Source organism: Yoonia sp. 72 (genome assembly GCF_034652275.1).
In the GTDB taxonomy this organism is placed as follows: domain Bacteria; phylum Pseudomonadota; class Alphaproteobacteria; order Rhodobacterales; family Rhodobacteraceae; genus Yoonia.
In genome coordinates this window covers 718,703-732,110 of record NZ_JAXIWG010000001.1, presented here as the reverse complement: position 1 = coordinate 732,110, position 13,408 = coordinate 718,703, and the positions used below count along the sequence as shown (strand labels likewise).

At 62.6% G+C, this 13,408-nt stretch carries 18 protein-coding genes; 9 read left to right on the top strand and 9 right to left on the bottom strand.

Going from position 1 to position 13,408, the window contains the following annotated elements:
• Positions 1–5: 5 nt before the first annotated feature.
• Positions 6–1,661: a transcriptional regulator gene (locus VCK47_RS03820; protein WP_322889393.1), complete on the bottom strand. Its 1,656-nt coding sequence runs from the start codon at positions 1,659–1,661 to the stop codon at positions 6–8.
• Between the two features lie 307 nt (positions 1,662–1,968).
• On the bottom strand, positions 1,969–2,514 hold the full coding sequence (locus VCK47_RS03815) for a YaeQ family protein (protein ID WP_322890017.1): 546 nt from the start codon (positions 2,512–2,514) through the stop codon (positions 1,969–1,971).
• Positions 2,515–2,834: 320 nt separating this feature from the next.
• Here VCK47_RS03815 and dusA point away from each other — a divergent pair, with 320 nt between their 5' ends.
• From dusA to VCK47_RS03800, 3 genes are all read left to right on the top strand, one after another.
• Complete coding sequence (dusA, locus tag VCK47_RS03810; RefSeq protein ID WP_322889392.1) at positions 2,835–3,830, top strand: tRNA dihydrouridine(20/20a) synthase DusA; 996 nt, start codon at positions 2,835–2,837, stop codon at positions 3,828–3,830.
• Between the two features lie 62 nt (positions 3,831–3,892).
• A complete protein-coding gene (locus tag VCK47_RS03805; protein WP_322889391.1) occupies positions 3,893–4,711 on the top strand; it encodes a sulfite exporter TauE/SafE family protein in 819 nt (272 codons plus the stop codon).
• Positions 4,708–5,469: a hypothetical protein gene (locus tag VCK47_RS03800; protein ID WP_322889390.1), complete on the top strand. Its 762-nt coding sequence runs from the start codon at positions 4,708–4,710 to the stop codon at positions 5,467–5,469. Before VCK47_RS03805 ends, VCK47_RS03800 begins: the two co-directional genes overlap by 4 nt.
• Here VCK47_RS03800 and VCK47_RS03795 read toward each other — a convergent pair.
• Positions 5,406–6,104: a helix-turn-helix transcriptional regulator gene (locus VCK47_RS03795; protein ID WP_322889389.1), complete on the bottom strand. Its 699-nt coding sequence runs from the start codon at positions 6,102–6,104 to the stop codon at positions 5,406–5,408. The genes VCK47_RS03800 and VCK47_RS03795 overlap by 64 nt on opposite strands.
• A gap of 196 nt (positions 6,105–6,300) precedes the next feature.
• Between VCK47_RS03795 and VCK47_RS03790 the strand changes: the two genes are divergently transcribed.
• Genes VCK47_RS03790 through VCK47_RS03775 form a run of 4 tightly spaced genes read left to right on the top strand, consistent with a single transcriptional unit; the run spans position 6,301 to position 8,727 of the window.
• Positions 6,301–6,519, top strand: a complete 219-nt coding sequence (locus VCK47_RS03790; protein ID WP_322889388.1) for a twin-arginine translocase TatA/TatE family subunit — start codon at positions 6,301–6,303, stop codon at positions 6,517–6,519.
• 26 nt (positions 6,520–6,545) lie between these two features.
• A complete protein-coding gene (tatB, locus tag VCK47_RS03785) occupies positions 6,546–7,025 on the top strand; it encodes a Sec-independent protein translocase protein TatB (protein WP_322889387.1) in 480 nt (159 codons plus the stop codon).
• Positions 7,022–7,888, top strand: coding sequence for a twin-arginine translocase subunit TatC (gene tatC, locus VCK47_RS03780; protein ID WP_322889386.1), 867 nt, complete (start codon positions 7,022–7,024; stop codon positions 7,886–7,888). Before tatB ends, tatC begins: the two co-directional genes overlap by 4 nt.
• Positions 7,885–8,727, top strand: coding sequence for an ATP-binding protein (locus tag VCK47_RS03775; protein ID WP_322889385.1), 843 nt, complete (start codon positions 7,885–7,887; stop codon positions 8,725–8,727). The genes tatC and VCK47_RS03775 overlap by 4 nt, the downstream gene beginning before the upstream one ends.
• 3 nt (positions 8,728–8,730) lie before the next feature.
• On the opposite strand, the gene VCK47_RS03770 is transcribed toward VCK47_RS03775, so the two are convergent.
• From VCK47_RS03770 to VCK47_RS03755, 4 genes are all read right to left on the bottom strand, one after another.
• Positions 8,731–9,942, bottom strand: coding sequence for a LysM peptidoglycan-binding domain-containing M23 family metallopeptidase (locus tag VCK47_RS03770; RefSeq protein WP_322889384.1), 1,212 nt, complete (start codon positions 9,940–9,942; stop codon positions 8,731–8,733).
• Positions 9,943–10,004: 62 nt separating this feature from the next.
• On the bottom strand, positions 10,005–10,646 hold the full coding sequence (locus VCK47_RS03765; RefSeq protein WP_322889383.1) for a protein-L-isoaspartate(D-aspartate) O-methyltransferase: 642 nt from the start codon (positions 10,644–10,646) through the stop codon (positions 10,005–10,007).
• Complete coding sequence (gene surE, locus VCK47_RS03760) at positions 10,643–11,428, bottom strand: 5'/3'-nucleotidase SurE (protein ID WP_322889382.1); 786 nt, start codon at positions 11,426–11,428, stop codon at positions 10,643–10,645. Before surE ends, VCK47_RS03765 begins: the two co-directional genes overlap by 4 nt.
• 64 nt (positions 11,429–11,492) lie before the next feature.
• Positions 11,493–11,870 (bottom strand): hypothetical protein, encoded by a 378-nt coding sequence (locus VCK47_RS03755; RefSeq protein ID WP_322889381.1) that lies wholly within the window; start codon positions 11,868–11,870, stop codon positions 11,493–11,495.
• A 78-nt stretch (positions 11,871–11,948) separates the two neighbouring features.
• Between VCK47_RS03755 and VCK47_RS03750 the strand changes: the two genes are divergently transcribed.
• A complete protein-coding gene (locus VCK47_RS03750) occupies positions 11,949–12,086 on the top strand; it encodes a hypothetical protein (RefSeq protein WP_322889380.1) in 138 nt (45 codons plus the stop codon).
• A 36-nt stretch (positions 12,087–12,122) separates the two neighbouring features.
• On the top strand, positions 12,123–12,386 hold the full coding sequence (locus VCK47_RS03745) for a hypothetical protein (RefSeq protein WP_322889379.1): 264 nt from the start codon (positions 12,123–12,125) through the stop codon (positions 12,384–12,386).
• Here VCK47_RS03745 and VCK47_RS03740 read toward each other — a convergent pair.
• Complete coding sequence (locus VCK47_RS03740; protein WP_322889378.1) at positions 12,380–13,024, bottom strand: SDR family NAD(P)-dependent oxidoreductase; 645 nt, start codon at positions 13,022–13,024, stop codon at positions 12,380–12,382. The two genes, VCK47_RS03745 and VCK47_RS03740, sit on opposite strands and share 7 nt — an antisense overlap.
• A 41-nt stretch (positions 13,025–13,065) precedes the next feature.
• Positions 13,066–13,329 (bottom strand): hypothetical protein, encoded by a 264-nt coding sequence (locus VCK47_RS03735; RefSeq protein ID WP_322889377.1) that lies wholly within the window; start codon positions 13,327–13,329, stop codon positions 13,066–13,068.
• Positions 13,330–13,408: the final 79 nt, after the last annotated feature.

Here is a 13,408-nt window from a genome sequence, read left to right as displayed (position 1 = left end):
CGGCATTACTCCATCAGGTTTTTTAAATGGGACAAAAGCGGGTGCCCGGACTTGGCGTCGCGGATGCCAAAACGCATCAACCGCACGTCGGGCTGGATGAATTCGGGGTCGACCAGCAAAAGCCGGTCGCGGGTCTGTTCGGCCGCATCGCGCCGCCCCGTGGCTGCTTGCGCGACCATCAGATAGCGCAGCGCGGCCTTGAACCGGGGCTGTTTTTGCACCGCACTCTGGCCTGCCTGCGTCGCACGGCCGAAATCGCCCGCTAGGGTCGCGGTCATCGCAAGCGTAGTGTCATAGCTATACGACAGCGGGCTATAAGCGCCGAGTTGGGTCGCCTTTTGCGCATAGCGCAGCGCCGTATCATACTGGCCGCAATAGAGCTTGTGCAGCGCCAGATGATCCCATGCAAACGCCTGCGAGGGGTTTTGCGCCACCGCACGTTCCAGCACTTTGCCCGCCAGCGCATGTTCATGAAACACATAGCCCAGCACATGGCCGTAGCAGGCCAGCGCCACCGCATTGAACGGGTTTTCGGACAGCGCCGTGGTGATTTCCTGCCGCAGCTTGGCGCGATCCTGCTGGCCAAGAACGCCCAGATTCTCGCCCACAGCAAAAGAGGCGGTATAGGCGCGCAAGGCGTGAAACACCGAATGTCCAGGCGTGCTGTTTGCCGGATCGCCGCTGGCGCGTGCCAACAGCGCCAACGCCTTGTCCAATGCGCCATCGTCCAGACGGAAAATCAGGTTCATCGCCGCATATCCCGCCATCTGCGAGGGCATGGGCGTGGCGGAAAGCGCGCTGGCGGCGGCCAGTGTCTTTGCGCTGCGGTCCACGTTTTGCGCCACAAACCCCAGCAGCACCAGCGAGTCCCCGTTGCGCAATTCGTCGATGCTGCACTGGATCGACTGGCTCCATTCCAGCGTCAGTTCAGCGGCCCGATACAGCAAGAAGGTCAGCGTGACCGATTTGCCCACGCAAAGCACGCGCATCCGGCAAAAGAACTGCGCTTCGGCGGCTTGGGCCAGTTCCTCGATCGGGGCTGCGGCATGGCGCAGGTCATGGACCCGCAGGGGCATGATCTCGCACAGGTTGTCGCTGAAGCGCTCGATCAGATGGTCCGACAGATGCGCTGTCAGTTCGTCGCCGCCGTGGGTGACGCTGCGCAAAAGCGCCAGCCGGACGGGGTCATGCGATGCGCTGGTCGACGGCATCAGTCGCGCGGGCTGGCAAGCGGCAAGGTCTTCGGCCTGATCGGCCCATTGCATCCGCGCCGCTTGCAGCCAATCCTCGAATTCGGGATCGTTGATGTCGAAGCCTTCAAGCAGGTCGCTGTCCTCGGTCAGGCCCAGCCTGCGAAACAGCGCGGCATCGCCCGCCAGTGCGATCTGGTCCACCCAGACCCGTGCCGGATCAAGGGCGATGGCATCCGCGGTAATCTCAAGCACCTGTTCGCCAAGAGCGCCCAGATCGCGGCGCAATTCGAAAAGCGATTGGCGCAACGATGTGGCCGCACGGATTTCGTCCGATCCGCTCCAGAGTTTGTCGCGCAGCCATGCGCGGCTGCGTTGCATCTGTGGCCCCAGCGCCGTCAGCGCCAGAAGCGCCAGCGCCTTGCGACCACGGATGACGATCTTGCGGCCATCGGCGTCGGTGATGCGCATCGGGCCGATCAGATACAGATGTAACAGCGGTTTTGATGGTGACGAAGACGCCATAGGACCACACTCCCCAAGCCTGGAGGAAGACACCGACCGATCCGGCAAAGGACGATGCGCTGCACTGCTCGTCTTGCCCCCGTCGGGCCCCAGGTTGCGATAAAGGTACATGAACTGCCGAAGTGCCCTGATACTGTCTCAGGGCCCTTTGTGAATCAACTACCGTTAGTTGTGCGTTAGGGCGCGCTCCAGCGAGGAGGCGCAAGACCACGGGTCAGGCGCAAGCCATCATCTTGGCGCGCAGACCTGTGTGTTACGCCGACGTCTTCCACGCCAGCGGGGTCAGGTAGACGATGCTGTCACCAAGACCGACCATCACTTCGTCGTCTTGTATATTGATCTGCAGCTTCATCGCGCGGCTTGCCAGTTGCGCCAGCGCGCCTGTGTCTGTTTCGGAAAAACCGCTGACTTGCAGATTGTCAAATCGGGTGACGCTGTTTTTGATCTTGTCCCACCACATCTCGGCTGGTCTGCCTCCGTAAGCATAGACAACCACTTTTTTGGCTTTGCCACAGGATTGCCGGACCACTTTTTCGCTGGGAAGCCCCAGCGCCACCCAGACGTCAAGTTCTCCGCTCAGGCTTTTTTGCCAGATGTCGGGCTCGTCGTCGGTGGACAGGCCCTTGGTCATTTCCAGATGCTCATGCGCATTCAGTGCATAAGCGACAAGGCGCACCATCAGCCGTTCATCCGTCTCTGAAGGATGCTTGGCAACCGTCAGTTTATGGGTCTCGTAATAGTGACGATCCATGTCAGAGACGGAAAGTTCAACTTTGTAGATGGTGGCATTTTGCGCCATGACGTGTTCCAGACGGTCAAAGATTGGGATGCCTACTGCGGATGCTGTGCTTGTGAAAGCAGATAAAGCGACGATCTGGTCTTTCGGACATGACTGAGCCTGAAAAATCGCACCCTGCGGATTGGCTTTTGAAATGGATGGCAGACCCATTTGGTCGACTGAATTTCTGGCAAATACGCGGTGCGCGGACCCTGACCGTTTGTTGCCCATGCAGAGGATCACAGCGCGTCTTGGCAGGCTGGCAGACCAGGTGTCGTGCGTATATGATACGCCGTGCAGGACGGTTACGAATACGACCGACCCCGAGGAGAGAGTATTGCATGCCATATGATGCAGCCACAAAAGCCGCGCGCCTGTCTGTGGCACCCATGATGGATTGGACCGATCGTCATTGCCGCTATCTGCATCGGCTGATGTCGCGTCATGTGCTCCTTTATTCCGAAATGGTCACGGCACCTGCCGTGATCCACGGGGATCGTGACCGGCTTATCGGGTATCATCCGGCGGAACATCCCGTGGCGCTGCAACTCGGGGGGTCCGATCCTGCGTTGCTTGCGCAGGCGGCGCGGATCGCGGTGGATATGGGCTATGACGAGGTGAATCTGAACTGCGGCTGCCCGTCCGACCGCGTGCAATCGGGGTTCTTCGGGGCCGTCCTGATGGAAAATCCCGCCCTTGTTGCCGATTGTGTGGCGGCCATGATCGCGGCGGTCGATATTCCTGTAACCGTCAAATGCCGGATCGGAGTGGATGACCAGACGCCAGAGGACGTGCTGCCCGATTTCATCGCGCGCGTCTCGGCGGCGGGGGTGGACCGTTTTTCGATTCATGCGCGTAAGGCGTGGTTGCAGGGGCTCAGCCCCAAGGAAAACCGCGATGTTCCACCGCTCGACTACGACCTTGCGATCGCGATGAAGGCGCTGTTTCCGCATCTGCACCTGTCAGTGAATGGCGGGATCACATCGCTGGATCAGGCGCAGGAATTCCTTGATCGGGGGCTTGATGGCGTGATGATAGGGCGCGCGGCCTATCATACGCCTTGCGATATCCTGCTTGACGCCGATGCCCGCATCTACGGCAACCCTATGGGGCGCAGTGCCGAAGAGGTCGTGCATCTGATGCTGCCCTATATTGCGGACCATCTGCAAAACGGCGGGCGGTTGGGGCAGGTCACGCGGCATATGCTGGGCATGTTCCAAGGGCGTCCGGGTGCCAAGGCGTGGCGGCGGCATTTGTCCGAACATGCGCATCAGGACGGGGCAGGGCCGCAGACCGTGCTGGCAGCGCTTGCGCATGTGACGCAAGAGGCCGCCTGACCTCTGGTCATTCCCCAAAGCGGGGTGTAGCGATAGCGCCAAATCAGGCGGGAGAGCGCGCAATGCCCGAGACGATGTTGTTGGTCCAGATGGCCGTGTTCCTGCTGGTGATCGGGGCCTTTGCGGGGGTTCTGGCCGGATTGCTGGGCGTCGGTGGGGGCATCGTGCTGGTGCCTGCTTTTTTCTACGTCTTTTCGGCGCTGGGCTTTGATAGCCCGCAGCTGATGCAGATGTGTCTGGCAACCTCACTGGCCACGATCATCGTGACCTCGGCGCGGTCCATGCTCGCCCATCAGCGCAAGGGGGCCGTGGATTGGGCGATCCTCAAGACATGGGCCCCCGGGATCGCCATTGGCGCGGTGATCGGGGTGCTGGTGGCGTCGTCCCTGCGGTCTGGGACCTTGCAGGCGATCTTCGGGATTCTGGCGGCGATCGTCGCGATCTACATGACCTTTGGCAAAAGCCACTGGCGGTTGGGTGCTTTCATGCCGGGCGGCGTGCTGCGTGCGGTCCTGTCGCCGATGATCGGGTTTTTGTCGGTGCTGATGGGCATCGGGGGCGGGTCGTTCGGCGTGCCGACGATGACCCTGTTCAACGTGCCGATTCACCGCGCGGTGGCGACGGCGGCGGGCTTTGGCGTCATCATCGCGGTGCCATCTGTCGCAGGCTTCCTGTTTGTTGACATGGCGGTTGCCCCGCCTTTCACAATCGGGGCGATCAACCTTGTGGCCTTTGTACTGGTCATCGCGATGACGCTGATCACGGCCCCTTGGGGGGCGGCACTGGCGCACCGGATGGACCCCGGCCCGCTGAAACGCATCTTTGGCGTGTTCCTGATCCTTGTGGCGCTGAACATGCTGCGCAAGGCTGTCGGCTGGTGACACAGGCTCTGCACCGCGACGGGTTCGCTGTGCTGCCCCATGATCCGGCGGTCGCACGTTGGGCCGCTGCTGCCAATGCTGCCTGCGACCGGATGCTGCAAAACGGCCCGCCGTTGCGCCATGGCGGGACATGGTGCGTGGGTGTCGATGCGCTGGACAATGCACCCGACGGGTCGGTGGATGGTGTCCCGCTTGGCGGCGCATGGCGCGATCTGGTGCCACTGCCCGACCACTGGCACCGCGCACAGCTGTCGGTCGTGTTTCCGGGCTATCCCGCGCAGGATGCGGGCGACACCGATGCGGCCCATGCCTATCGCGTGACCCGCTGCGCCGCGCATGTTGACGGGCTGCATGCCGAAGGCACCCCACAGCGCCGCCATTTGCGCGAACCGCACGCCTTTATCCTCGGCCTGCCGCTGAATGCCAGTGCGGCAAGTCCGCTGGTCGTCTGGGCGGGCAGTCATGCCGTGATGCGCGCAGCCTTTGCTGCCTGCTATCACGGCGTGCCGCCTGAGGCATGGGGCGATGTCGATGTCGCCGCCACCTATCAAGAGGCGCGACGCCGGGTATTTGCCACCTGCCCGCAGGTTGCGGTGACGGCGCTGCCAGGGCAGGTCGTGATCCTTGACCGGCACCTGCTGCACGGTGTGGCACCTTGGGATGCGGCGATCACCGATCAATGCCGCAAGGTCGCCTATTTCCGCCCGCTGGGGGCTGTTGCGGACTGGCTGTCGCCGTCTTTCCGGCGCGCCTTGTAATCATCCAGCGATTTGCCCGCTTCGGCCACGAAAAGGCTGGGCAAGACGCGCAGGGCGGTCACCTGATCCACGCGGATCACGTCGAAATCACGCCGTTTTTCGCACCAGACGACGCAGGTCCACAGCCGCCCCCAGTAATCCAGCTGCAACGGGCGCACGGTGCGGACCTCGCCTTGCAAGGTCAGTTCCAGTTTCTGGCGTGTGCGCACGGCCTGCCGCAGGCGGGGCAGGTGCTGGAACCCGCGCGCGGCATCCGCAAAGGGGTAGATTGCGAACCCCTGCACGGGCGTGCTGGCGGGGTTTTCGGGCATCACCGCATCCAGTTTCGCCAAAAGCTGGCGCGCGGCTTGCGCTAGGTCTGCATCCTCGGCTTCGCCCACGGCGGACAGGCCCAGATGCAGTGCCTCGACCTCGGTCAGGGTCAGGTTCAACGGGGGCAGGGTGATCGCCGCCGTCACATGATAGCCGACCCCGCGTTCGCCCGAAATCGGCACGCCCGAGGCGGCGAGCGTTTCCATATCGCGGTAGATGCTGCGCAACGATACGCCCACTGCATCTGCAAGGTCCTGCGCACGGTGCAGGCTGCCATCGCGCAGGATCTGGACCAGCTGCATCAGTCTGTCGGCACGGCGCATGATGATTCCCTGTTGGTCGGCGTGATTTTGCCAGTTTTCTGGCAACTGACAGTTTTTTGGCACAAATTGGCAAATTGTCATAGAAAAAAGGGGCGAGGCAGGAACAAATCTTTGGAATGATCCCTTTCCTCGGGCGTTCTATCGGCATAGATGATGGGGACACAGATATAGGCGCATCCCGCCAGAGGAGAGAGACATGCTCAATAACATCGGCCTTCCCGGCCTTATTTTGATCGCCGTTGTCGTGCTGGTCCTGTTCGGGCGCGGCAAGATTTCCAGCCTCATGGGCGAGGTTGGCAAAGGTATTACCGCCTTCAAGCGCGGCGTCGATGACAGCAAGAAAGAACTCGACGACAGTCTTGCCGAGGCACGCGACGTGACGCCCGAAGACGAAAAAACCAAAGACAAAGTCTGATCAACACCCCGAAGGGATAGCCAGCCATGTTTGGTCTCGGCATGAGCGAAATGGTGCTGATCGGCATCGTGGCCCTGATCGTGATCGGGCCAAAGGACCTGCCCGGCATGTTCCGTGCCTTGGGCCAGTTCACCGGCAAGGCCCGTGGTATGGCGCGCGAATTTTCCCGTGCGATGGAAGCGGCCGCAGACGAATCCGGGATCAAGGAAATGTCCAACACGATCCGTGCTGCGTCCGATCCCAAGAAATTCGGTGCAGACGCGCTGAAGGATGCCACAAGCTTTTCCAAAGGACCGGCGACGCAGGAACTGGCGGCACAGCGCAAGGCCGCCAAGGCCAAAATGACGGATGATCTGGCCAAGACCCAAGCTGAAACAGCGGCCCGCGCCGCTGTCAAAGCCGCCCCTGCCAAGCCGGAAACAGCTAAGGCACCTGCGAAAAAGCCGGCGCCGCGCAAGGCCGCCCCTCCCAAACCCGTGGCTGACAAACCCGAGGACAAGGCATGAGCCACCCTGACGAGATCGACGACAGTTCCGCCCCGTTGATCGAACATCTGGCGGAACTGCGTACCCGGCTGATCCGGTCGGTGCTGGCCTTTATCGTCGGCATGATCATCAGCTTCACGATGTGGAACCCGTTGTTCAACTTCTTGACGCTGCCTTTGTGCGACGCGCTGGTCGCGCGCGACCAGTCGTGTGATTTGCAGTTCATCGCGCTCGAAGAAGGCTTCTTCGTCGCGATTTCGATCTCGCTTCTGGGCGGCTTGATTTTAGGTTTTCCGATCATTTCCTACCAGTTGTGGCGCTTTGTGGCGCCCGGGCTTTACAAAAGCGAACAAGGGGCGTTCTTGCCGTTTCTTGTCGCCTCGCCGTTCATGTTCTTTCTGGGCGCGGCCTTTGCCTATTACATCATTACGCCGCTGGCCTTTGGGTTCTTCCTTGGCTTCCAGCAACCCGGCACCCTGATGACGGGCACCGAAGGCAGCACGCAGGCGGCAGGTATCCTGTTCCAAGGTTCGGCCAAGGCCTATCTGAGCCTGACGATCAAGTTCATCGTGGCCTTCGGTCTGTGCTTTCAGTTGCCGGTCCTGCTTACGCTGATGGGCAAGGCGGGGCTGGTTTCGGCACGCGGTCTGCGGGCAACACGTAAATATGCGGTCGTCGGCATCCTGATCGTTGCGGCCCTTGCGACACCGCCGGATGTGATTTCGCAGGTCATCCTGTTCGTGGTGGTCTACGGTCTTTACGAGGTGTCGATCCAGCTGGTCGCCCGCGTCGAGCGCAAGCGCGAGGCAAAGCTGCGCGCCGAAGGGCTGTGGGATGACGACCTGCACGGCGATGCCGCGATGGACGACGAGCCAAAGGCATGACCAAGGACACGCTGAAACGGATCGCCCGCGCGCTGGAACGGATGCATCCCGCGCCGCAGAAAGCACCCGATTTCGGCGCCGCTGCGGCCTTTGTCTGGCATACGCAGCCTGACCGGCTGGAACCCGTAGCGCGGATCAACCGGATCGACGTGGCGCTGCTGGTCGGCGTGAACCGGTCGCGCGATACGCTGCTGGCCAATACCCAGCGCTTTGCGGCGGGTTTGCCTGCGAACAACGCCCTTCTCTGGGGCGCGCGGGGCATGGGGAAATCGAGCCTTGTCAAGGCGATCCACGGCGCTGTTCAGGCGGATCATCCGGCGCTGAAACTGGTCGAGGTCCAGCGCGAGGATCTGCCCAGCATCAACCGCTGCCTGAACCTGCTGCGCAAATCCGACGCGCGGTTCATCCTGTTCTGTGATGATCTGTCGTTTGGCCATGACGATGCGCATTACAAGTCGCTCAAGGCGGTGTTGGATGGCGGGATCGAAGGGCGGCCCGACAACGTGGTGCTTTACGCCACATCGAACCGCCGTCACCTGATGCCGCGCGACATGATCGAGAACGAACGTTCGAGTGCCATTTCGCCCTCCGAGGCGGTCGAGGAAAAAGTGTCGCTATCGGACAGGTTCGGGCTGTGGCTCGGGTTTCATCCCTGCGATCAGGATGAATACCTCGCGATGATCCGCGGCTATTGCGATGCTTATGGCGTGACCATCGACGATGCCACCCTGCGCGCCGAGGCGATCGAATGGCAGGCGACGCGCGGGAGCCGGTCAGGCCGCGTGGCCTGGCAGTATTTCACCGATCTGGCAGGACGGCAGGGCGTGCGCCTGCCGTAATCTTTACGGCAGGAAATCCATCGGATCGACGCTTTGCAGTCCGCGGCGCACCTCGAAATGCAAAAAGCTCGGGTTGCCTGCGCGCACCTTGCCGATGACCTGGCCACGGCTGACGCTTGCATCCTTCTGCACAGTCAGATTGTCCATCTGGGTATAGACCGTCAGCAGTCCGTCCGCGTGCCGGATCACAACGATGGATCCGCCCGACGTGTCGGTCGTGACGGCAGCAACGGTGCCAGCATCGGCAGCGCGCACATCCGTGCCCGCTGGTACGCCGAAATCGACGCCTTCATTGGTGCCGGGCGCATAGGCGCGGATGATGCTGCCTTGGACAGGGGCGGCAAGCCTGCTGGCGCTGGCAGCAGGTGGCGGAGGTGGGGCAGGTGTGCCGATATCGGGCGCTGCGGGCGCTGCAACGGGTGCTGGGGGCGCGGGCAGCGGCGTGGCGGCACTTGGCGGGACGGGTGTCTCGCTGCCGGCACCGGGTGCGGTCACGGCGGGAGCGGCTGTGCGCTGAGGGGCGGCCCCGCCTTGGGGGATCAGCAGGAACTGGCCTTCACGTATCGTGAACTGCGCATTCAGCCCGTTCCATTCCGCGATTGACGTTACCGGCACGTTGTATAGCCGCGAGATCGAAAACGCGGTCTCTCCGCGCGCGACCTGATGGCGGATCGGTTCCGCACCGGGCGCGGGTGTCGCGGCGACAGGGGCGGGGGGGGCTGACGCAGGCACGATCCCACCACCCGCAGGCGGCAATTCAGACGCCGTGATCGGTCCGCCTGCGGCATCCGCACGGTCCAGCGCCGATGTCGCAACAGCGGCCACATCAAAGGGCTGTTGCGTCGCAGGCCCACCGGGCGCGACGGTGCCATCGGGCAGCCGGTTTGGCAGGGCTACGATTTCGTCGCGCCGCAGGATCGTATCGGGTTCGATCCCGTTGAACCGTGCAAGCTCGTTGGCATCCAGACCCAGCCGGATGGCGATACCGCGGATTGTATCGTCCTGCCGGGCGACCACAACCTGATAGGTCGGATAGGAAATCACGCCACGATCATCGGGGCGGGGGCGGTTGGGCAGTTCCTGCACGGCACCCGCTGTGCTGAACCCGTTACCCAGATCGCGCAGATCGGAATCCATGGTGTCGCATGCCGCCAAGGCTGTGAAGGCCACGCCGGCCAGCAGTACCGTCCTGATGGTGCTTTGTCCTTGGGCCATTCTACCGCTCCTTGTGCCGGGTCGTCGCTTGTTCCCTCGACGATACCATATTTTGTGGCAGTTTACTCTTGTCCGAGCCCTTCTAGCAAGGGCACAAACCGGACAGCGCGCAATTCGTCGTAATCATAGCCGGTGTCAAGCCTTGTCACGCGGATCAGGCTTTGCACAGCGTCTGATTGTCCGACCGGCAGCACCATTATGCCGCCCACGCGCAGTTGCGCCAGCAGCGGTCCCGGCGGGTCCTCGGCGGCGGCGGTCAGCAGGATGCGGTCGAACGGGGCCTGATCGGGCAGGCCGAAGCTGCCGTCGGCGGTGAAGGTCGTGATATTGGCGATCTGCTGGTGGGCGAAGATCGCGCGCGCATCCTCGACAAGACTGCGGTAGCGGTCGATGGTATATACCCGCCGCGCAAGCTTGCTCAGGATCGCGGCCTGATAGCCCGAGCCGGTCCCGATCTCGAGCACCTTGTCACGCGGATTGACCTGCAACGCCTGCGTCATCAGCCCCACGACAGAGGGTTGCGATATGGTCTGCCCGCAGGCGATGGGCAGCGGCATGTCCTCATAGGCGCGGTCCGCGAAAAGGCCCCGCACAAAGGCCGCGCGGTCCACCTGTTCCATCGCGGTCAGGACGCGGGTATCGGTGACACCCTTGCTGCGCAGGGCATAGAGGAATTGCATCTTGGTATCCGCGTCAAAGCTCACGCCAGCGCCTCTTGCAGGGTGGCCAGCATCGCGCGGTCGGTCAGATCCGCCCGCATCGGCGTGACCGAGATATAGCCGTCCAGATTGACGGCGGCGTCAGTGCCGGGTTCGGTCGCCACATCCTGCGCGCCGCCCCGCACCCACAGGAACCGCCGTCCACTGGGTGATGTCTGCGCCTCGGCCGAGAAATGCGTGCCGCGCCGGAAACCTTGGGCGGCGGCCTTGATCCCCTTGACGGCTGATCCGGCAACGGGGGGGAAATTCACGTTATAGAACAGCCGGTAATCGGCGTCATCCCACAGATCGCGCGCCATCAATTTGCGGATGACATCGGCACCATGCGTGGCTGCGGCATCGAAAGGATCGTCCAGATCGCGGTTGTGGGGGCCATAGTATTGCGACAGGGCGATGGCGGGAATGCCCTGCAGCGCCGCTTCCATCGCGCCGCCGATCGTGCCGGAATAGAGCGTGTTTTCAGCGGCATTGTTGCCGCGGTTCACCCCCGACAGCACCAGATCGGGCCGCGCGTCGATCATCACGTCATAGATGCCTGCGATCACGCAATCGGCGGGCGAGCCTTCGGCGGCAAAGCGGCGGGGAGCCAGTTCGGCGATCATCGTGGGATGGGTATAGCTGATGCAATGGCCAACGCCTGATTGCTCGAACGCGGGGGCCACGGTCCAGACCTCGCCTTTCGGGCCTGCGATATCCTGCGCGATCCGTGTCAGAACCTGCAGGCCGGGGGCGTTGATGCCGTCGTCATTGGTGATCAGAATACGCATGTGCCGCCATTTTTATCCCTGCCCGTACCTAAGCGAGCAGGGGCGGCGCGGCAAGCGCATGTGGTCATGTGGTGCGAGGTTGTCGGCTACCGTAGAGAGTCAGCAACGGTATCGCACAAAAGATCACCCATTGAGGCATGATCCACAACGTTCCCAGCATCGTGATCCCGTAGAACACGAACAAGACGGCCCAGCCGAATTGCAAGGCCGAAAGGGCGATAGCCAGCGGTCTGTTCGGGTGGCGCGCAAGCCAGGCCAAAGCGACGGCAAAGACGATCAGGCAGACCGTCACCGCATGCCACAACACCGCCGCCATCGCGGCAAGCTCGGGCGAGGTCAGCACCTGCTGATAGGCGTCGTGATATTGCGGGCCGCCACCGAAGATATGCAGCAGGACCGTCAGGCCCATCACGACGGTCGCGACCATAAGAGGGAAGTTCATGCGAGGCTCCATTTTTCTATACGCAACCGTATGGTGCCGCACATTGCAGCAGTCAATACGCTGGCGTATGGTTTGCGGATGGCAAAGAAGACACAGCGCCTCTGGCGGCAGGAATGGATCGACGCGGGCTTTCACGCCTTGGTGGCGAAGGGTGCGCAGGGGCTGGGGGTGGAACCCATCGCCACGGATCTGGGGATGACCGAAGGGTCGTTCTAATGGCGTTTCAAGGACCTTGCCGATCTGAAAACCGCGATGCTGACCTATTGGGAAGATGCCGCAATCCGTGGCTGGGCGCAGGCCTATGCCCCCGCGCGCGAGGCCGTCATGCGCGTGGATGCGCAGCGCATGGATTTCCTGCGCGCCTGTCTTGCGGACATGGGGCCGTCACAGCCGCAGGATGCCGCGCTGATCTATGCCGCCCATCTGGGTCTGGAACATCTGTCGCTGACCACGGATGACGATCCGGTCACGGCCGTGCTGCGACTGATCGACATGATCGCTGCGCCGGATCAGTGACCCAGGATCAGCGGCAATAGACGGGCCGCCTCTGTTGCCGGATCGGCAAGCGTGCTGCGGTCCTCGCCGGGGTAGAACCGCGCGCGGGTCGCGGTTGGCATCGGCGCGGGGGTCAGGATCTGGACGCGCGGGCCGGTCTTGACCGATTCCGCCTGCCAGCTTTGCGCCAGAGCGATTTGTGCAGCCTTGGTTGCGCCATAGGCGCCGAAAAACTGCTGTCCGCCGCGTGGGTCGTCAAAGAACACGGCCTTGCCGGTCTGGCCCAATAGTGGGCTGACATAGGCGATCAGGCGGGCGGTCGCCTCGACGTTGATCGTCATGGATTTGCTCAGGTCCTTGGGGCCGATGTGCCCCGCAGGGGCCAAGGGGGCGGCATGCACGGCCGTGTGCAGCCAAAGATCAAGCTTGCCCCAGCGATCGAAAATCCCGCGGCACAGTTGCTGCATGGCGGCATCGACGGTGATATCCATCGGCGCCAGCGTCGCAGCCCCGCCAATGGCCTGCACCGCATCGTCGAGTTCCTCGAGCGCGCCGACGGTTTTCGCCACGGCGATGATGTGATGGGTTGGTGCCAATTGGCGGGCAAGGGCCGCGCCCAAGCCGCGCGATGCGCCGGTGATCAAAGCAATCTGTGTCATGGCGCGTCTGTCCGACGAACGCAGGCCCACGTCAAGAGGGATCAGTCGCGCGGGGGCAGTTGCATGGCAAAGGTGACACCGGCACTGTCCGTGATCAACACTTGCGTATCGCCGATGGCGGTCACCGTCAGCCCCATGGTCTGCATCCCCGGCACAATCCGCGCGACCTGACCGTCTGCGGCACGGAGCAGGGCGGCAGGACCTTCGGTGGTGCTGAACAGCCCGATCAGCGTCAGCCGGTCGAGCGCCAGCGCATCAGGAGTGGTGGCCTGTACTGCGGCAGGGGACGTGTCAGGTTGGGACATGGGTCATCTTTGCTTGCTCTTGTTGGCGTCGGGGTGCCACAGAACACAAGCCGATGAAACCCGAAAGCCGGGGTCAAAA

Coding starts and splice junctions, on each gene's coding strand:
- VCK47_RS03750 (WP_322889380.1), top strand. CDS start 11,949: ATGGCAAAGAAGACACAGCGCCTCTGGCGGCAGGAATGGATCGACGCG.
- VCK47_RS03775 (WP_322889385.1), top strand. CDS start 7,885: ATGACCAAGGACACGCTGAAACGGATCGCCCGCGCGCTGGAACGGATG.
- VCK47_RS03755 (WP_322889381.1), bottom strand. CDS start 11,870: ATGAACTTCCCTCTTATGGTCGCGACCGTCGTGATGGGCCTGACGGTC.
- VCK47_RS03805 (WP_322889391.1), top strand. CDS start 3,893: ATGCCCGAGACGATGTTGTTGGTCCAGATGGCCGTGTTCCTGCTGGTG.
- VCK47_RS03735 (WP_322889377.1), bottom strand. CDS start 13,329: ATGTCCCAACCTGACACGTCCCCTGCCGCAGTACAGGCCACCACTCCT.
- VCK47_RS03795 (WP_322889389.1), bottom strand. CDS start 6,104: ATGCGCCGTGCCGACAGACTGATGCAGCTGGTCCAGATCCTGCGCGAT.
- VCK47_RS03740 (WP_322889378.1), bottom strand. CDS start 13,024: ATGACACAGATTGCTTTGATCACCGGCGCATCGCGCGGCTTGGGCGCG.
- tatC (WP_322889386.1), top strand. CDS start 7,022: ATGAGCCACCCTGACGAGATCGACGACAGTTCCGCCCCGTTGATCGAA.
- tatB (WP_322889387.1), top strand. CDS start 6,546: ATGTTTGGTCTCGGCATGAGCGAAATGGTGCTGATCGGCATCGTGGCC.
- VCK47_RS03820 (WP_322889393.1), bottom strand. CDS start 1,661: ATGCGCATCACCGACGCCGATGGCCGCAAGATCGTCATCCGTGGTCGC.
- dusA (WP_322889392.1), top strand. CDS start 2,835: ATGCCATATGATGCAGCCACAAAAGCCGCGCGCCTGTCTGTGGCACCC.
- VCK47_RS03790 (WP_322889388.1), top strand. CDS start 6,301: ATGCTCAATAACATCGGCCTTCCCGGCCTTATTTTGATCGCCGTTGTC.
- VCK47_RS03815 (WP_322890017.1), bottom strand. CDS start 2,514: ATGGCGCAAAATGCCACCATCTACAAAGTTGAACTTTCCGTCTCTGAC.
- VCK47_RS03770 (WP_322889384.1), bottom strand. CDS start 9,942: ATGGCCCAAGGACAAAGCACCATCAGGACGGTACTGCTGGCCGGCGTG.
- surE (WP_322889382.1), bottom strand. CDS start 11,428: ATGCGTATTCTGATCACCAATGACGACGGCATCAACGCCCCCGGCCTG.
- VCK47_RS03745 (WP_322889379.1), top strand. CDS start 12,123: ATGCTGACCTATTGGGAAGATGCCGCAATCCGTGGCTGGGCGCAGGCC.